Origin of the sequence: Streptomyces sp. NPDC101237, assembly GCF_044767465.1 — a bacterium.
Lineage (GTDB): Bacteria > Actinomycetota > Actinomycetes > Streptomycetales > Streptomycetaceae > Streptomyces > Streptomyces gramineus.
In genome coordinates, this window is record NZ_JBIWNY010000022.1 from 122,830 (window position 1) to 139,412 (window position 16,583).

A 16,583-nucleotide genomic window follows, 5' to 3' on the forward strand; every position below is an offset into this window, starting at 1 on the left:
ACCCACCATGAACCTGCCAGGTGAGGGCCGCGGCGACCGCGGAGGCCGGAGGCCGTGGCGGTCACGACCGGACCACCGACGCCGGCACCGGCGGCCCCGGTGGCACCCCACGAACATACCCCCGCCGGACGCGCCCCGCCGTTCCGCGCGCGGCGCCGGGGGCCGGCCGGGCGCCGGCCGGGGCGGCCGGGCAGGCGGCCCCGCTCGCCGCTGTCACGGCGCGGCCGGGGCACCTCGGCCGGCGCCGGTGACGCGGGCGGTCAGGGGATCGACCGCGGCGCGACGAGCGGTACCGCTCCCGGGGTCTCGGGGGCTTCCGGTGCCGTGCCCGGCGCCTGCGCGCGCCGCCCGCCCAGGTGGTTGAAGACGAGGTTGAGCAGGACGGCCGCCACGCAGCCCGTGGAGATGCCCGAGTCCAGGACGATCCGGGCGGTCTCCGGGAAGGCGTGGTAGAAGTCCGGCGCGGTGATCGGGACGAGGCCGACCGCGAGCGACACGGCCACGACCAGCACGTTCTCGTCCCGTTCCAGTCCGGCCCTGACCAGGGTCTGGATGCCGCTGGCCGCCACCGAACCGAAGAGCACCACGCCCGCGCCGCCGAGCACCGGCCGCGGTACGACGGCGATCAGCGCGGCGGCCGCCGGGCACAGGCCCATCAGCACCAGGAAGCCGCCGCCGGCCGCGACCACGAACCGGCTGCGGATCCGGGTCATCGCCACCAGGCCGATGTTCTGGGCGAAGGCGCTGCACATGAACCCGTTGAAGAGCGGGCTGATCGCCGAGCCCAGGGTGTCGGCGCGCAGCCCGGCCGCGATCGTCCGCTCGTCCGCGGGCCGTTCGACGATCTCGCCGAGTGCGAGCATGTCCGCGGTCGACTCGGTCATCGAGACGACCATCACCACGCACATGGACAGGATCGCCGCGACGTGGAACTGCGGGGCGCCGAAGTGGAACGGGGTCGGGAAGCCGACGACGTCCGCGTCCGCGACCGGGCCGAAGTCGGTGAGGCCGAAGGGCAGTGCGAGGACCGTGCCGGCGACCAGGCCGATCAGCACGGCGATCTGCTTGACGAAGCCCCGGGTGAGGCGGCGCAGCAGCAGGACCAGGAGCAGGGTCGCCCCGGCCAGGCCGAGGTACTCGGCCCGGCCGTAGTCGTGCGCCGCCGGATCGGGGCCCTGCGCCCAGCCGAAGGCCACCGGGAGCAGCGAGACGCCGATCAGGGTGATGACGGTGCCGGTGACGACGGGCGGGAAGAAGCGGACGGCCTTGCTGAAGAAGGGGGCGGCGAGGAAGCCGAGGAGTCCGGCGACGATCACCGCGCCGAAGATGACCGGCAGCGCGTCGGACCGGTCGTGGGTGGAGGCGGCGATCGCGGTCATCGGGGCGACCCCGGCGAAGGTGACGCCGTTGACGAAGGGCAGCCGGGCACCGATCTTCCAGATGCCGAGGGTCTGCAGGAAGGTGGCGAGGCCCGCGGTGAAGAGGCAGGCGCCGGTCAGGAAGGTCAGTTCGGTGCCGGTCAGGCCGATGGCCGCGCCGACGATCAGGGGCGGGGCGACGACTCCGGCGTACATGGCGGCCACGTGCTGGAGGCCCGTGGTGGCCATTCTCAGCGGCGGGAGTTTCTCGTCGACGGGGTGCGAGGACACGGCGGCTCTCCTCCGGTCGGGTACGCGTCGGCTCTGACGCGGGTTTCAGGGAGGTGCGTGTGGGTCATGAGGGGGGCCTCCCGCCCGGACGGGACCGAGCGTGGGGAGGGACCGACGCGGACGGGTGACCGTTCCCGGGCGCGCGCGAGGAAGCACGCGCCCGGGAGACGGCCGCCATGGACCCCGATGGGGTCCACGGCTGCCGGTCAGGAGCCGTCCCTCCTGACCGGAGCTGGATTGCCGTACCTGAAGTGCCGTACGGGAAGCAGGGGTTACCGGTGGGCGAGCTGGGCGAGGCGCTGGGCCTCGGACCGGGTGGAGCGCGCGATCGCGTCCTCGTCGACGTGCAGCAGGCGGCCCGCCTCGACGATCTGACGGCCGTTCACGAAGGAGGCCGTGACCGGGGCCGCCGCGCCGAAGACGAGGGCGGTGACCGGGTCCGCGATGGAGGCGTGGGCGAGGGTGTCCAGCTTCCAGAGCACCAGGTCGGCGAGCTTGCCGGGTTCCAGCGAGCCGGTCTGGGCCGCCCGGCCGAGGACCTGGGCGCCGCCGTAGGTGCCGAGGCGCAGCGCCTGGCGGGCGTTCAGGGCGGCCTCCCGGTGTGCGCCGAGGCGGTTGATCAGCAGCGCGTTGCGCAGTTCGGTGTGGAGTTCGCCGGACTCGTTGGACGCGGTGCCGTCGACGCCGAGGCCGACCGGGACGCCGGCGGCGAGCATGTCGGGGACGCGGGCGATGCCGGCCGCGAGGCGGGCGTTGGACGACGGGCAGTGGGCGACACCGGTCTTCGTGCGGGCGAAGGCGGCGATGTCGGAGTCGTTCATGTGGACGCAGTGCGCCATCCACACGTCCTCGCCGAGCCAGCCGGTGGACTCGAAGTAGTCGGTGGGGCCCATCCCGAACAGCTCCTTGCAGAACTGCTCCTCCTCGACGGTCTCCGAGCCGTGGGTGTGCAGCCGTACTCCGAGGCGGCGGGCCAGCTCGGCGCCCTGGCGCAGGAGTTCGGTGGAGACGGAGAAGGGCGAGCAGGGCGCGACGGCGACCTGGGTCATCGCGTCGAAGGAGGCGTCGTGGTGTTCCTCGACGGTCGCCTCGGTGGCGGCGAGGGCGCCGTCGAGGGTCTCGACGGCGAAGTCCGGGGGCAGGCCGCCGTCCTTCTCGCTGCGGTCCATGGAGCCGCGGGCGAGGGTGAAGCGGACGCCCGTCTCGCGGGCGGCGCGGATGATCGCGCCGGAGAGGTCGCCGGAACCCCGCGGGTAGACGTAGTGGTGGTCCATCGCGGTGGTGACACCGCCGCGGGCCATCATCGCGAGCGAGCCCTGGGCGGCCGCGTACACCATCGGCTCGTCGATGCGCGCCCAGGTCGGGTACAGGGCGACCAGCCAGTCGAAGAGGTTGTGGTCGGTGGCCAGGCCCCGGGTGATCCACTGGTAGTAGTGGTGGTGGGTGTTGACCAGGCCGGGCGTCACCAGGTGGCCGGTGGCGTCGATCCGGCGTACGACGTTCTCCAGGTCCTCCGGGGCCCTGCCCGCGCCGAGCGACTCGATGCGGTGGCCGGCCATGACGACGTACCCGCTCGCGTACTCGGTGTCCTGGGCGTCGACGGTCGCGATCGAACAGTTCTCGATGACGATGCGCCGGTCTGCTGCCATGATTCGTCCTTTTCGCTCAGTGGACTGGTGGTGAGGGCACGGCAGGACCCCGGGGATTTGAGTGCCGCGGCCGGGACGCAGGGCGCCGTCGGCCGCGGGTGCCGAGAAGGTGGGCCGGTCAGAGGTTGGTGAGGTCCACCGGGATCTTCGCCGTGCAGCCGTCCCGCAGGACGGTCGCCTCGATCAGGCCGTAGGGCCGGTCGGCGGCGTAGTAGACCTCGTTGTCGTTCGTGAGGCCGAACGGCTCCAGGTCGACGAGGAAGTGGTGCTTGTTGGGCAGCGAGAAGCGGACCTCGTCGATCTCACCGCGGTGGTTGATGATCCGCGAGCCCATCTGGTACAGCGTCTGCTGGAGCGAGAGGGAGTAGGTCTCGGCGAAGGCCTGGAGCATGTGCTTCCTGGTCTGCTCGTAGGACTTCTCCCAGTTCGGCGTCTTCTGCTCGTCGTCGGTCCAGTTGAACCGCCAGCGGGCGGCGACCTGGGTGGCGAGGATGCGGTCGTAGGCCTCGGGCAGGGTCGTGTACTTGTCCTTGACGAAGCCCCAGAACTCGGAGTTCGTCGAGTTCATCACGACCAGGTCCTTGAGGCCCGAGATCACCTCCCACGACTCGCCGTCGTAGGTGATCTGGGTCAGCCGGGTCTCCTGGCCCTTCCTGACGAACGAGTGCTTGACCTCGTCGGCGCCGATGAACCGGGAGTTGGCGTCGGCGGCCGCGATGCGCTCCCAGGCGTACTCCTCGATCCGGATCCGGGCCGTCCGGATCGGTTCCTGGCTGGTCACGAAGTGCCGGGCCAGGTGGACGCCGAACTGCTCGGCCGACTCGATGCCGTACTCCTTGGCGAACGCGTACACCGTGTTCTTCGTGGTGTCGGTCGGCAGGACGTTGGCGTTGGAGCCGGAGTAGTGGACCTCGTCCATGTCGCCGGAGAGCGACACCGACACGTTCAGGTCCTTGATGTGGTGGGTGGCACCGTCCCGCGTGATCTTTACGACCCGGTTCTCGGCCTTGCCGTACTGGTTCTGTCCCAGGATGGTGGGCATGTAGCTAGCTCCCTCGGTAAACGGAGTAGCCGAACGGGTTGAGCAGCAGCGGTACGTGGTAGTGCTCGCCGGGCTTGACGGCGAAGGTGATCGCTACCTCTGGGAAGAACGCACCGCTGTCCCGATTCGCGGGGGCGTCCTGCTGCGCATCGGCTTGCTTCTTCTCGAAATACGGCTCCACGGCGAAGTCGAGCCGTACGTGGGTGGTCCCCTCCGGCAGCGCCGGGAGGTCCTTGCACCGGCCGTCCGCGTCGGTCGCGCCGCCGCCGAGGGCGCGCCACGGGGCATCGCGGTCCGGGCGGGCGGACAGCCGGACGGCGACGGCCTCGGCGGGACGGCCGAGCGAGGTGTCCAGGATGTGGGTGGACACGGAGGCGGTGGTGCGGGTGCTCATGGTGTCAGGCGTCCTCTGCGACGAGTCGGGCGAGCCGGATGCGGTTGATCCTGCCCAGTTCGGTGCGGACGATCTCGCGCTCCCGCTCGGGCGCGTTGGCGATCCGCTCCTTGACCGCGTCCCGCATCTCCTCGGCGCTGCGGCCGGTGGCGCAGATCAGGAAGACGTGGCCGAACCTCTCCTGGTACGCCAGGTTGAGTTCGAGCATCTCGGCCCTGAGCGCCTCGGCGGCGCCGGCCATGCCGGACTGTTCGCGGGCCGAGGTCGGGTCACCGGGCTCGGGGCGGCCGATCGGCGGGTGGCCGGCCATGGCCTCCGCCAGGTCGGCGGTGCCCAGCCCGGCCGTGGCCGCGTCACTGGCGGAGTACAGGGCCTCGGCGGAGGCGTAGGGGCGGGCGGCGAGCAGGCGCCGGGCCCATGCGGTGGAGGCGCACGCCTCGTGGAGGACGGCGCGTGCCGCGTGCTCCTCCAGGTCGTTGAACCGGGCCAGACCCGGGGGCGGGGAAGTCGACGTCACGGGAGCCTCCGTGGCCGTGGGCGGCCTTCGTGCTGAACGGGCTGCCGTCAGCTAACGCCCTCCGGAACCCGGCGTCAACACTTTGTTGAAAATTCCGCGTAACAACGCCTCGGGGCCGCCGCAAAGACTCCTGGGATGCCGGTCAGCTCTCCTTGTCGCGGTTGAGGTAGTTGTAGACGGTGAAGCGGCTGACGCCCAGCGCGCCCGCGACGGTCTCCACCCCGTGCCGTACCGAGAAGGCACCCCGCGCCTCCAGTATGCGCACGACCTCCTGCTTAGCCTTGCGGTCCAGGTCGGCCAGCGGCTTGCCCCGCTTGCGCTCCATGGCGGCCAGGATGTGGTCGAGCGAGTCGGCGAGCTGGGGCAGCCGCACCGCGACCACGTCGACGCCCGCCCAGGCCAGCACGACGTCGTCGGCGCCGGCCTCGTCGGGCGGGAGCATCTCCCCGCCCATGGCGTCGACCAGCGGCTTCACGGCCGTGATGAACGGCTCGTCGGCGTTCGCGGTCACTGGTCGCCGTCCTCCCCCACCACGTTGACCTGGAGCGAGATCCGGGTGGCCCCGGCCTCCAGGGTCCTGCGCAGCAGCGCGTCGACGGCGGTGAGCACGGCGTCGGCACCGCCCTCGGCCGTGTTGCCGAACGGCCCGACGTCCACAGCGTCCAGCCGGGCGCCCTCGACGACCTCGCGGGCGACCAGCGCGTGCGCGGGTGCCTCGTCCAGATCGAAGGGCTCGGTCGTGAACTCCACTCTCAATCGCATAGTGCCCCCAGAAAACGTGCCTGACCCGCGCTTCGGCCGACCGCCGCACAGCGGCGACGGGCCCCTGCCCCGCCAGTTCCACCACGACGGAGCCGCTGCGCCCGCCACGAGGCGACCCTAGCCGACCCGGACACCCCCGCGCCCGGCCCCCGCACCCCGCCGGGACGGCCTCAGGCCCGCTCGAACGTGCCGTACATCGTCGCCCGCGCGATCGCGTGGCTGAACAGCAGGAAGTCCATGGCGGCCGGGGTCGAGGACGCGGACACCCCGAGTTCGTCGAGGCCGACGGCGTGGACCACGAGGAAGTAGCGGTCCGGGCCGTTGCCCGGCGGCGTCGCCGGGCCGAGGTACCCGCGGTGGCCGGCGTCGTTGGCCAGCGTCTTCGCGGGGCTGGGCAGGTCCCTGCCGTCTCCGGCCCCGGCCGGCAGCTCGGTCACGGAGGCCGGCAGGTCGGCCACCGCCCAGTGCCAGAAACCGGAGGCGGTCGGCACGTCGGGGTCGAACATCGCGACCGTGAAACTCCGCGTCCCCTCGGGAAATCCGGACCAGCTCAGCTGCGGCGAGACGTCCATCCCGCCCGCTCCCAGGATGCCGCTCACCTGTTCGCGGGCCAGCCGGCCGCCGTCGGCGAGGGACTCCGAGGTCACCGAGAAGGTGCTGATCTCCGGCATGAAATCGTACGGACCGTAGGGCTTGATCATGGCAATCCCTCGCAGGGGCCGGATGGTTGCGCGCGGGCGGCGGGTGATTCCCGCTTTTCGGGCCTTCTTCACTCTCCGGACCTTCGATCATGCACCACCCGCGCGACCCCCCGCACCGCGTACGGGCCCCCTGCCGCCCTGATTTGCCCGTCCTGTACAGGCCGTCCAGAATTGACGGACAGGTCTGTACGAAAGCGAGGCCGCCTCATGCGGATGCGCGCAGCTCGTATGCACGGATACCGGCAACCGCTCAGCATCGACGAGGTTCCGGTGCCCGATCCGGGCCCGGAGGAGATCCTGCTGAAAGTCGCCGCGACCGGCATGTGCCGGAGCGACTACCAGCTTCTCGACGGCTATTTCGAGGGCCCGTTCCCGGTGGACCTCCCCTACATCCCCGGCCACGAGGTGACGGGCCGGGTCGCGGGGCTGGGCAGCGCCGTGCCGAAGTCGGTGGGCTACTCGGAAGGCGACATGGTGGTCGTCAACCCCAGCTGGGGCGACGGCACCTGCCGGCAGTGCCGCGAGGGCAACGAGAACCTGTGCAGCGGCAACGGCAGGTGGGTCGGGTTCGGCCCGCCCGGCGGCTTCGCCGAGTACATGGCGGTGGAGTGCCGGCACGCGATCCCGGTCTCGGAGGACGCGGCGAAGTTCCCGCAGTTCCTCGCCCCGATGACGGACGCGGGCATGACCCCCTACCGCGGGATGAAGAAGCTCCGGGACGCGGGCAAGCTGGGGCCGGGCCGCACGGTCGCGGTCACCGGCATCGGCGGTCTCGGCAGTTACGCGATCCAGTACGCGAAGCTGCTGGGCGGCGGCGCGACGGTGGTGGCCTTCGCGCGCAGCGACGGCAAGCTGGACGTGGCCAGGGAGAACGGCGCGGACTACGGGATCAACGTCAGGGACAAGTCCGCCGAGGCCGTCCGGGACGAGCTGGAGAGCCTGACCGGCCGCCGGACGGTGCACGCCGTCCTGGACTGCGTCGGCAGCGAGGCGTCCGTGTCCATGGGGTTCGACCTGCTGGGTCCGGAGGGTGCGCTGGCGGCCGTGGGCCTGATGAGCGACCGCGTGGAGCACCGCCAGTTCCCCTTCGTCGGTACGGAGTTGTCGTATCTCGGTTCCTTCTGGGGCAACCACCTGGACCTCGTCGAGGTGCTGTCGCTCGCCGAGGCCGGGCTCGTCACGCACCACGTCACCGAGGTCGGACTCGACGACATCAACGAGAACCTGGAGGCTCTCGGCCGCGGCGACGTGGTCGGACGCCAGGTCATCGTCTTCGACTGATCCCGGCCTCCACACGGCTCAGCCGCGCTTGCGCAGGAAGCTCCGCAGCCGGCGCTCCGGCCAGGTGTTGATCACGTCGTCCGGGGTGAGCCAGCCGCGCTGGGCCGTGCCGACGCCGTAGCGCATGACGTCCAGTTCCGGGACGGCGTGCGCGTCGCTGTTCACGGCGAACTTCACGCCGTACCGCCGGGCCCGCAGGATGTCCTCGTCGCGCAGGTCCAGGCGGTGCGGATGGGCGTTGATCTCCAGGGCCGTGCCGGTGCGGGCGCAGGCGGCGAAGACCGCGTCGAGGTCCGCGTCGATGCCGGGCCGCTTGCCGATGAGGCGGGTGGTGGGGTGCCCGATGATGTGCACGTGAGGGTTCTCGCAGGCCCGCACCAGGCGGCGGGTCAGGGCGTCGCGGCTCTGGTTGAAGTGCGAGTGGACCGAGGCCACGCACAGGTCGAACCCGGCGAGGAAGTCCTCCGGCCAGTCCACCCCGCCCTCGGGGCCGATGTTCAGCTCGGTGCCGTGCAGCAGCCGCAGCCCGCCGCGCCGGCCCTTGGTCGGGAAGGTGCCGTCCAGCTCGCGCACCCGCTCCCGCTGGGCCAGCATCCGCTCGTCCGTCATACGCTGCATGGCCAGGTCGGGCGCGTGGTCGGTGATCGCGTAGTAGGCGTAGCCGCGTCGGGCCGCCGCGGCCGCCATCTCCTCCAGCGGGGCCAGCCCGTCGGTGAGGTCGGTGTGGGTGTGCAGGTCGCCGCGGAGGTCGGCCTCGGTGACCAGCTCCGGCAGTTCGCCGCGCAGCCCCGCCTCGATCTCGCCGCGGTCCTCGCGCAGCGGCGGGGGGATCCAGGGCAGGCCGAGGCGCCCGTACACCTCCTCCTCGGTCTCGGAGACGATCTTCTCGCCGGTCTCGACGTCGAAGAGCCCGTACTCGGAGAGCTTGAGCTTGTGGTGCACGGCCCGTTCCCGGGTGCGGATGTTGTGGGCCTTGGACCCGGTGAAGTACTGGAGCGCCGCACCCCAGGAGTCCGGGGGCACGACCCGCAGGTCGACGTCGAGCCCCTTGTCGGTGCGCACCGAGGTCTTGGTCCCGCCCTGCCCGATGATCTCGGTGACGTACGGCAGCGCGGTGAACGCCCGCATGACCGGTGCCGACTTCTCGGCCGCGACGAGGATGTCGATGTCGCCGATCGTCTCGCGGAACCGGCGCAGTGAGCCGGCGTAGGCGCACTTCTCGCAGCCGGCCACCGCGGACAGCGCCGCGACGATGCTCTCCGCCAGCTCCATGGCGACGTCGATCCGCACCCGGCCGCCGGCCGCCCGGAGCAGCTCGATGCCGTGCAGGATGTTCTCCTCGGTCCGGGGCCCGAAGCCCTTGAGGTCGCGCAGCCGCTCCTGGCGGATGGCGTCGGCGAGTTCCTCGACCGAGGAGACGCCCAGCTCCTCGTAGACCGCGAGGGCCTTCTTCGGACCGAGGGTGGGGATGGCGGTCAGCCGCCGCACCCCGTCGGGGATCCTGGCCCGCAGCTCCTCCACGGCGGAGACGGCGCCGCTGTCGACGTACTCCTGCACCTTCTGCGCGATCGACTTCCCGACGTTCGGGATGTCCTGGAGCCCCTTGAGGCCGAGCGTGGCGACGTCGGCGTGGTGTCCGCCGACCGCGCGGGCGGCCTTCTCGTAGACCCGCGCCTTGAAGGCGTCGCCACCGGTGATGGAGATCAGGTCCGCGTACTCCTGAAGCAGCGCGGCGACCTCGTCGTTGGTCCGTGCCATGTCTTCAGGGTAGGGCGCGGGTTTTGCGCGGGCGCTCTTGACAGGTCTCCCCGGTCACCGGCAGTCTTCCGTTAAGCAGAAAGCAACTTCCGCAATACGGAAACATAGACCACCGAAGGGAGCGCCGGCCCCATGCCAGGTCTCGAATCGAGCGCGGCCGCAGAGCAGCGCTTCACCGTCAACCTGTCGATCCTCTTCACGGAACTCCCGCTCCTGGAGCGCCCCGCGGCCGCCGCCGCGGCCGGCTTCGGGGCGGTCGAGCTGTGGTGGCCCTGGGTCGACTCCCCCACTCCCGAGCGGTCCGAACTGGACGCGCTGAAGGGCGCGATCGAGGACGCGGGCGTACGGCTGACGGGCCTGAACCTCTACGCCGGACAGCTGCCCGGCCCCGACCGGGGCGCCCTGTCGGTCCCGGGCGCGGAGTCGGAGCGGTTTCGCGCCAACGTCGAGGTGGCGGCCGGCTTCGCGGGGTCGCTCGGCTGCACCGCCCTCAACGCGCTGTACGGCAACCGCGTCGACGGCGTGGACCCGGCCGAGCAGGACGCGCTGGCCCTGGAGAACCTGGTCCTCGCGGCCCGCGCCGCCGACCGGATCGGCGGGGTGGTCCTGATCGAGACCCTCAACCGGCCCGAGTCGCCGCGGTACCCGCTGGTGAGCGCGGAGGCCGGCGTCGCGGTCGTCGACAAGGTCAACGAGGCCACCGGACTCGGCAACACCCGCTTCCTCATGGACCTCTACCACCTGTCCATGAACGGCGAGGACCTGCCGTCGGTGATCGAGAGGTACACCGCCAGGACCGGCCACGTGCAGATCGCCGACAACCCCGGCCGCGGCGCCCCGGGCACGGGCTCGCTCCCGCTGCGGGAACTGCTCGGCCTGCTGGCGAAGGCCGGTTACGACGGCCCGGTGGGCCTGGAGTACAAGCCGGGCGACCGCCCGAGCGCCGAGGCCTTCGACTGGCTCCCACCCGAGGCGCGCGCCGCCCGCTGAACCCCCCGACTTCGCAGCGCAGTTGAGAAAGGCATCCCCATCATGAGCACCCCCTCCTCGGAATCCTCCCGCCCGGCGATCGCCTGGATCGGCCTCGGCATCATGGGCTCGCCCATGTCCGAGAACCTGGTCAAGGCGGGTTACGACGTCACCGGCTTCACCCTGGAGAAGGAGAAGCTGGACCGGCTGGCGGCGGCCGGCGGCACGGCCGCGCCCTCCCTCGCCGACGCCGTGCGCGACGCCGACGTGATCATCACGATGGTCCCGGCGTCGCCGCAGGTCGAGGCCATCGCCTACGGCCCCGACGGCATCCTGGAGAACGCGAGGTCCGGCGCCCTCCTGATCGACATGTCGTCCATCACCCCGCAGACCTCCGTCGACCTGGCGAAGGCGGCACGCGACAAGGGCATCCGGGTCCTGGACGCGCCGGTGTCCGGCGGCGAGGCCGGTGCCGTCGAGGCCGTCCTGTCCATCATGGTCGGCGGCGAGCAGGCCGACTTCGACGCCGCGAAGCCGATCTTCGAGGCGCTGGGCAGGACCATCGTGCTGTGCGGTCCGCACGGCTCCGGCCAGACCGTGAAGGCCGCCAACCAGCTGATCGTCGCCGTGAACATCCAGGCGTGCGCCGAGGCCGTGGTCTTCCTGGAGAAGTCCGGCGTCGACCTGACGGCGGCGCTGGACGTGCTGAACGGCGGCCTGGCCGGGTCCACCGTGCTGACGCGGAAGAAGGACAACTTCCTCGGCCGCGACTTCCGGCCCGGCTTCCGGATCGACCTGCACCACAAGGACATGGGCATCGTCACCGACGCGGCCCGCAACGTCGGCGCGGCCCTGCCGGTCGGTGCCGTGGTGGCCCAGCTGGTCGCCTCCCTGCGCGCCCAGGGCGACGGCGGCCTGGACCACTCCGCGCTGCTGCGCGCCGTGGAGCGCCTCTCCGGCGCCCAGGTCTGAGCACCGTCCCATGACTTCCGGGCGGTGCCGTCGCTGACACCTGTCCTGTCGCGCCCAGGCGCCGGCACCGCCCGGAAACCACTTCAACAAACTGTTGACGCCTCAGCCGACCCGCTCCTAGGCTCCACGAAGCGGAAATTAATTTCCGCTGACACCCGCACGGAAGGTCCACGATGTCGAAGCGCGTGCTCACCACCGAGTCCGGCGCCCCGGTCGCCGACAACCAGAACTCCGCCTCCGCCGGCGCCGGCGGCCCTCTGCTTCTGCAGGACCAGCACCTCCTGGAGAAGCTCGCGCGCTTCAACCGCGAGCGGATCCCGGAGCGCGTGGTGCACGCCCGTGGCAGCGGCGCGTACGGCCACTTCGAAGTGACCGACGACGTCACCGGCTTCACGCACGCCGACTTCCTGAGCACCGTCGGCAGGCGCACCGAGGTCTTCCTGCGCTTCTCCACGGTCGCCGACTCCCTCGGCGGCGCCGACGCCGTCCGCGACCCGCGCGGGTTCGCCGTCAAGTTCTACACGGCCGAGGGCAATTACGACCTCGTCGGGAACAACACCCCGGTGTTCTTCATCAAGGACCCGCTGAAGTTCCCCGACTTCATCCACTCGCAGAAGCGGGACCCGTTCACGGGCCGCCAGGAGCCCGACAACGTCTGGGACTTCTGGGCGCACTCCCCCGAGGCCACCCACCAGGTGACCTGGCTGATGGGCGACCGGGGCATCCCGGCGTCGTACCGCCACATGAACGGCTACGGTTCGCACACCTACCAGTGGACGAACGCCGAGGGCGCGGCCTTCTTCGTCAAGTACCACTTCAAGACCAACCAGGGCGTGCGCAGTCTGAGCGCCGAGCAGGCGGCGGAGCTCGCGGGCAAGGACCCCAACTCGCACCAGACCGACCTGCTCCAGGCCATCGAGCGGGGCGTCAACCCGTCCTGGACCCTCCACGTCCAGATCATGCCGGCGGCCGAGGCGGCGGACTACCGCTTCAACCCGTTCGACCTGACCAAGGTGTGGCCGCACCGGGACTACCCGCTCCAGCGGGTGGGCCGCCTGGTCCTCGACCGCAACCCGGACAACGTCTTCGCCGAGGTCGAGCAGGCCGCGTTCTCCCCGAACAACTTCGTGCCGGGCATCGGCCCGTCCCCGGACAAGATGCTGCAGGGCCGCCTGTTCGCCTACGCGGACGCGCACCGCTACCGCCTGGGCGTCAACCACACCCTGCTCGCCGTCAACGCCCCGAAGGCGACGACCGCGCGGAACTACGGCCGGGACGGGCTCATGGCCGTCAACGGGCAGGGCCGGCACGCCAAGAACTACGAGCCGAACTCGTACGGCGGTCCGGTGGAGACCGGCCGTCCGCAGGCGGCGCCGCTGGCCGTCACCGGCCACACCGGCACCCACGAGGCCCCCGCGCACCCCAAGGACGACGACTTCCACCAGGCGGGCGAGCTGTACCGGCTGATGTCCGGGGAGGAGAAGCGGCGTCTGGTCGCGAACATCGCCGGCGGCCTCTCGCAGGTCTCCCGCGACGACGTGATCGAGAAGAACCTGGCCCACTTCCACGCCGCCGACCCCGAGTACGGCAAGCGCGTGGAGGAGGCGGTCCGCGCCCTGCGCGAGGACTGACCCGGACGGCCCGCGCACGACCGGACGGCCCGGATGAGGGGTGGCCGGACGGTGGTGCGCGGGCGTGGCACGGACCGCGGCGGCGTGCGAGCCAGTGCGGTGGTGAAGGAACGGAACGCCCTTCTCGACCTGAGGGAAGGCCGTCCGGCTCCGTCGCACCCGCCGCGGTCCCCGCCGTGACGAACCCCGTCCGGCGGCGCGAACGACCTGTCGCGCCCGGCCTCGCGCCGTCGGACGGTCACCACGGAAGAACACTTTTGCCGAGCGCCGGAGCGCCGGACGCGGAACAGCCCGCGTCCCGCGTTACCGGCGCTTCGGCGTGCGCATCCGCCGCGGCCGCAGCACGCTGAAGGCATGACTGCGCACCCACCGGCCGAGTTCCCTCGCATCGTCGTGCACGCTCCCGCCCTGGACGGCTCCCGCCGGGTCACCGAGGGGGACGTGACCCTGGGCCTGGCCTCGCATCTCGACGACGTGGTCGAGATCCTGCGGATGGCCGACCTGGACCGCATCGAGGTCGAGGAGAGCGACCTCATCGAATGGCAGGGCGGCGGTCCTGACGACTGGCCGGGACTGACCGAGAACCCCGAAAGCCCGTGAACCCCGGCAAAGCGGATGGCGATTCCTCAAATCAAGCTCTGAATTATGTTCAGCACGCTTCGGCAGCACCGGTCGTGGGGCATATTCACTGCACACGGAGGCCGCCGGCACGGGGGCGGCGGCCCCCGTGCCACCTACAACACGCAGCGGGCGGCCCATCCGTGTGGACGGGCCGCCCGCTGCGGCGTGCGGCGGCTCAGGCCTTCAGCGTCCTGAGGGACGTCGGGGCGTGGCCGGGCTCGGTCGCGATCTCCTCGAACTCGACGACGTTGCCGATGTCGTTGGTGGTCGACATCGAGATGTTGGTGACCCGTTCCAGGATCGCCTCGACGACCACCGGCACCCGGTGCTCCTGGGCCAGCTTCTTGGCCTGCTCGAAGGCCGCGCCCAGCTCGTTCGGGTCGGTCACCCGGATCGCCTTGCAGCCCAGGCCCTCGGCGACCTTGACGTGGTCGACGCCGTAGACGCCCAGCTCGGGCGAGTTGATGTTCTCGAACTCCAGGCTGACCTGGAAGTCGATGTCGAACGCCCGCTGGGCCTGGCGGATCAGGCCCAGGTAGGAGTTGTTGACGAGGACGTGCACGTAGGGAATCTTGTGCTGCGCGCCGACCGCCAGCTCCTCCAGCATGAACTGGAAGTCGTAGTCGCCGGAGAGGGCGACGACGGAGGCCTCCGGGTCGGCCTTGGCCACGCCGAGGGCGGCCGGGATCGTCCAACCGAGCGGGCCCGCCTGACCGCAGTTGATCCAGTGCCGCGGCCTGAAGACGTGCAGCATCTGGGCGCCGGCGATCTGCGAGAGGCCGATCGTGGAGACGTACCGGGTCTCCGGTCCGAACGCCTTGTTCATCTCCTCGTAGACGCGCTGCGGCTTGATCGGGATGTCGTCGAAGTGGGTGCGGCGCTGGAGGGTCGCCTTCTTCTCCTGGGCCGCGGCGGCCCACTCGCTCCGGTCGGGCAGCCGGCCCGCCGCCTTCGCCTCCCGCGCCGCGGCCACGAAGAGTTCCAGCGCCGCCTTGGCGTCGGAGGCGATGCCGTAGTCCGGGGCGAAGATCCTGCCGATCTGGGTGGGTTCGACGTCGACGTGCACGAACGTCCGTCCGGCGGTGTAGACGTCCAGCTTGCCGGTGTGGCGGTTGGCCCACCGGTTGCCGATGCCGAGGACGAAGTCGGACTCCAGGAAGGTCGCGTTGCCGTAGCGGTGCGAGGTCTGCAGGCCCACCATGCCGGCGTTCAGCTCGTGGTCGTCGGGGAGCACGCCCCAGCCCATCAGGGTCGGGACGACCGGGACGCCGGTCAGCTCGGCGAACTCCACCAGCAGGTCGGCGGCGTCGGCGTTGATGACCCCGCCGCCCGCGACGATCAGCGGCCGGCGCGACGCGTTCAGCAGGCCGATCGCCTTCTCGATCTGGGCGCGGGTCGCGGCCGGCTTGTAGACCGGCAGCGGCTCGTAGGTCTCCGGGTCGAACTCGATCTCGGTGAGCTGGACGTCGATCGGCAGGTCGATCAGGACCGGGCCGGGGCGTCCGGAGCGCATCAGGTGGAAGGCCTGCTGGAAGACGCCGGGGACCTGGCCCGCCTCCAGCACGGTGACGGCCATCTTCGTCACCGGCGCCGCGATCGAGGCGATGTCGACGGCCTGGAAGTCCTCCTTGTGGATCACCGCGGTCGGGGCCTGGCCGGTGACGCACAGGATCGGGACGGAGTCGCCGGTGGCCGAGTACAGGCCGGTGATCATGTCGGTGCCGGCCGGGCCGGAGGTGCCGATGCAGACGCCGATGTTGCCGGGGCTGGTCCGGGTGTAGCCCTCGGCCATGTGCGAGGCGCCCTCGACGTGGCGGGCGAGGGTGTGGTCGATGCCTCCGGAGGCCTTGAGCGCCGCGTAGAACGGATTGATCGCCGCGCCCGGCACCCCGAACGCGGCGCTGACGCCCTCGCGCTTGAGGATCTCAACTGCCGCGCGGGCAGCGGTCATTCGAGCCATGGAGTACTCCTGCTTCGGCTGTCGGATGCCTGCTCCCGTCGCGCCCCCCGGTGAGCAAATTCCGTATCATGGAAAACAACTTCTACGATCTGGAATCAATGTAGGTGGGGCGACGAACGTCGTCAAGGGACGGACAACCGCGCCCCGGCGGGAGCACCACGGGACGGCCGAACGGTCACGACGCAGTGGGTGGGGCCATGTCCGAGAGCGTGCCGGTGCGCTGTCCGGCCTGCCGGCGCGAGCACGTCTACGTCGCGCCGTCCTACCCGTGCGCCTGCGGCGCCCCGGTCACGTCGTCCCTCGACGGGAGCACCGCGCCTGGGACGAGGAGTGGGTGACCGTGAGCTGCGGCTCCTGCGGACGCCGGGACCAGTGGCCGCAGCCGGAACTGGGCTGTGCCTGCGGGGCGTTGCTGCGCGCGCCGGTCGCGGGCCCCGCTCCGTGCCCGGGTCCCCGCCGGTACCCGAGCCCCGTCCGCCGTTCCGGCCGGTCACGCTCCGCACCGCCCGTGACGCGGTCACCGCCGCCGCGCTCTGGCTGCGCCGGCTCGGCCACCGGGACGTGCGCGAGCGGGCCGACGCGCTGGGCGTGCCGCTGTTCGTCCTGGACCTCACGGGCACGCCGCAGCCGGTCAACGGTCCCGCGGGCACGTGGGAGGGGCCGTGAGGCACGCACGG

Annotated in this window: 15 protein-coding genes and 1 pseudogene; 6 read left to right on the forward strand and 10 right to left on the reverse strand. The window is 71.4% G+C overall.

What is annotated here, in order from left to right; all coding sequences use genetic code 11:
- Nucleotides 1-260 precede the first annotated feature (260 nt).
- From ACIRQ9_RS29560 to ACIRQ9_RS29595, 8 genes are all read right to left on the reverse strand, one after another.
- Complete coding sequence (locus ACIRQ9_RS29560) at nucleotides 261-1,649, reverse strand: nucleobase:cation symporter-2 family protein (protein WP_404179987.1); 1,389 nt, start codon at nucleotides 1,647-1,649, stop codon at nucleotides 261-263.
- A 272-nt stretch (nucleotides 1,650-1,921) separates the two neighbouring features.
- Complete coding sequence (locus tag ACIRQ9_RS29565) at nucleotides 1,922-3,298, reverse strand: 8-oxoguanine deaminase (RefSeq protein ID WP_404179990.1); 1,377 nt, start codon at nucleotides 3,296-3,298, stop codon at nucleotides 1,922-1,924.
- Between the two features lie 118 nt (nucleotides 3,299-3,416).
- The gene (pucL, locus tag ACIRQ9_RS29570; RefSeq protein WP_404179993.1) at nucleotides 3,417-4,340 is read right to left on the reverse strand and encodes a factor-independent urate hydroxylase; all 924 of its coding nucleotides are present in this window, start codon (nucleotides 4,338-4,340) and stop codon (nucleotides 3,417-3,419) included.
- 4 nt (nucleotides 4,341-4,344) lie between these two features.
- Nucleotides 4,345-4,734, reverse strand: a complete 390-nt coding sequence (uraH, locus tag ACIRQ9_RS29575; protein ID WP_404179996.1) for a hydroxyisourate hydrolase — start codon at nucleotides 4,732-4,734, stop codon at nucleotides 4,345-4,347.
- Between the two features lie 4 nt (nucleotides 4,735-4,738).
- Nucleotides 4,739-5,251: a 2-oxo-4-hydroxy-4-carboxy-5-ureidoimidazoline decarboxylase gene (gene uraD, locus ACIRQ9_RS29580; protein WP_404179999.1), complete on the reverse strand. Its 513-nt coding sequence runs from the start codon at nucleotides 5,249-5,251 to the stop codon at nucleotides 4,739-4,741.
- Between the two features lie 142 nt (nucleotides 5,252-5,393).
- Nucleotides 5,394-5,762, reverse strand: coding sequence for a helix-turn-helix domain-containing protein (locus ACIRQ9_RS29585; protein ID WP_404180002.1), 369 nt, complete (start codon nucleotides 5,760-5,762; stop codon nucleotides 5,394-5,396).
- Nucleotides 5,759-6,013, reverse strand: coding sequence for a hypothetical protein (locus tag ACIRQ9_RS29590; RefSeq protein ID WP_351315613.1), 255 nt, complete (start codon nucleotides 6,011-6,013; stop codon nucleotides 5,759-5,761). The genes ACIRQ9_RS29585 and ACIRQ9_RS29590 overlap by 4 nt, the downstream gene beginning before the upstream one ends.
- A 170-nt stretch (nucleotides 6,014-6,183) precedes the next feature.
- Complete coding sequence (locus ACIRQ9_RS29595; protein ID WP_404180005.1) at nucleotides 6,184-6,714, reverse strand: YbhB/YbcL family Raf kinase inhibitor-like protein; 531 nt, start codon at nucleotides 6,712-6,714, stop codon at nucleotides 6,184-6,186.
- 213 nt (nucleotides 6,715-6,927) lie between these two features.
- Between ACIRQ9_RS29595 and ACIRQ9_RS29600 the strand changes: the two genes are divergently transcribed.
- Complete coding sequence (locus ACIRQ9_RS29600; protein ID WP_404180008.1) at nucleotides 6,928-7,995, forward strand: NAD(P)-dependent alcohol dehydrogenase; 1,068 nt, start codon at nucleotides 6,928-6,930, stop codon at nucleotides 7,993-7,995.
- 18 nt (nucleotides 7,996-8,013) lie between these two features.
- On the opposite strand, the gene polX is transcribed toward ACIRQ9_RS29600, so the two are convergent.
- Nucleotides 8,014-9,753 (reverse strand): DNA polymerase/3'-5' exonuclease PolX, encoded by a 1,740-nt coding sequence (polX, locus tag ACIRQ9_RS29605; protein ID WP_404180011.1) that lies wholly within the window; start codon nucleotides 9,751-9,753, stop codon nucleotides 8,014-8,016.
- A 132-nt stretch (nucleotides 9,754-9,885) separates the two neighbouring features.
- Here polX and ACIRQ9_RS29610 point away from each other — a divergent pair, with 132 nt between their 5' ends.
- From ACIRQ9_RS29610 to ACIRQ9_RS29625, 4 genes are all read left to right on the forward strand, one after another.
- The gene (locus ACIRQ9_RS29610; protein ID WP_404180014.1) at nucleotides 9,886-10,743 is read left to right on the forward strand and encodes a TIM barrel protein; all 858 of its coding nucleotides are present in this window, start codon (nucleotides 9,886-9,888) and stop codon (nucleotides 10,741-10,743) included.
- Nucleotides 10,744-10,785: 42 nt separating this feature from the next.
- A complete protein-coding gene (locus ACIRQ9_RS29615; RefSeq protein ID WP_404180017.1) occupies nucleotides 10,786-11,694 on the forward strand; it encodes a 2-hydroxy-3-oxopropionate reductase in 909 nt (302 codons plus the stop codon).
- A gap of 173 nt (nucleotides 11,695-11,867) precedes the next feature.
- Nucleotides 11,868-13,325, forward strand: a complete 1,458-nt coding sequence (locus ACIRQ9_RS29620; protein ID WP_404180020.1) for a catalase — start codon at nucleotides 11,868-11,870, stop codon at nucleotides 13,323-13,325.
- A 354-nt stretch (nucleotides 13,326-13,679) separates the two neighbouring features.
- Nucleotides 13,680-13,925 (forward strand): hypothetical protein, encoded by a 246-nt coding sequence (locus tag ACIRQ9_RS29625; RefSeq protein ID WP_404180023.1) that lies wholly within the window; start codon nucleotides 13,680-13,682, stop codon nucleotides 13,923-13,925.
- 196 nt (nucleotides 13,926-14,121) lie between these two features.
- Here ACIRQ9_RS29625 and gcl read toward each other — a convergent pair whose 3' ends face one another.
- Nucleotides 14,122-15,906, reverse strand: coding sequence for a glyoxylate carboligase (gene gcl / locus ACIRQ9_RS29630; protein WP_404180026.1), 1,785 nt, complete (start codon nucleotides 15,904-15,906; stop codon nucleotides 14,122-14,124).
- A gap of 197 nt (nucleotides 15,907-16,103) precedes the next feature.
- On the opposite strand from gcl, the pseudogene ACIRQ9_RS29635 reads away from it, so the two are divergent.
- Nucleotides 16,104-16,572 (forward strand): annotated as a pseudogene (locus tag ACIRQ9_RS29635) (hypothetical protein).
- Nucleotides 16,573-16,583: the final 11 nt, after the last annotated feature.

Excerpts from the sequence above, each read along its gene's own strand:
- ACIRQ9_RS29600 (WP_404180008.1), top strand. The coding sequence starts at position 6,928 with ATGCGCGCAGCTCGTATGCACGGATACCGGCAACCGCTCAGCATCGAC.
- ACIRQ9_RS29625 (WP_404180023.1), top strand. The coding sequence starts at position 13,680 with ATGACTGCGCACCCACCGGCCGAGTTCCCTCGCATCGTCGTGCACGCT.
- ACIRQ9_RS29615 (WP_404180017.1), top strand. The coding sequence starts at position 10,786 with ATGAGCACCCCCTCCTCGGAATCCTCCCGCCCGGCGATCGCCTGGATC.
- pucL (WP_404179993.1), bottom strand. The coding sequence starts at position 4,340 with ATGCCCACCATCCTGGGACAGAACCAGTACGGCAAGGCCGAGAACCGG.
- ACIRQ9_RS29565 (WP_404179990.1), bottom strand. The coding sequence starts at position 3,298 with ATGGCAGCAGACCGGCGCATCGTCATCGAGAACTGTTCGATCGCGACC.
- ACIRQ9_RS29590 (WP_351315613.1), bottom strand. The coding sequence starts at position 6,013 with ATGCGATTGAGAGTGGAGTTCACGACCGAGCCCTTCGATCTGGACGAG.
- gcl (WP_404180026.1), bottom strand. The coding sequence starts at position 15,906 with ATGGCTCGAATGACCGCTGCCCGCGCGGCAGTTGAGATCCTCAAGCGC.
- uraH (WP_404179996.1), bottom strand. The coding sequence starts at position 4,734 with ATGAGCACCCGCACCACCGCCTCCGTGTCCACCCACATCCTGGACACC.
- ACIRQ9_RS29610 (WP_404180014.1), top strand. The coding sequence starts at position 9,886 with ATGCCAGGTCTCGAATCGAGCGCGGCCGCAGAGCAGCGCTTCACCGTC.
- ACIRQ9_RS29620 (WP_404180020.1), top strand. The coding sequence starts at position 11,868 with ATGTCGAAGCGCGTGCTCACCACCGAGTCCGGCGCCCCGGTCGCCGAC.
- ACIRQ9_RS29595 (WP_404180005.1), bottom strand. The coding sequence starts at position 6,714 with ATGATCAAGCCCTACGGTCCGTACGATTTCATGCCGGAGATCAGCACC.
- polX (WP_404180011.1), bottom strand. The coding sequence starts at position 9,753 with ATGGCACGGACCAACGACGAGGTCGCCGCGCTGCTTCAGGAGTACGCG.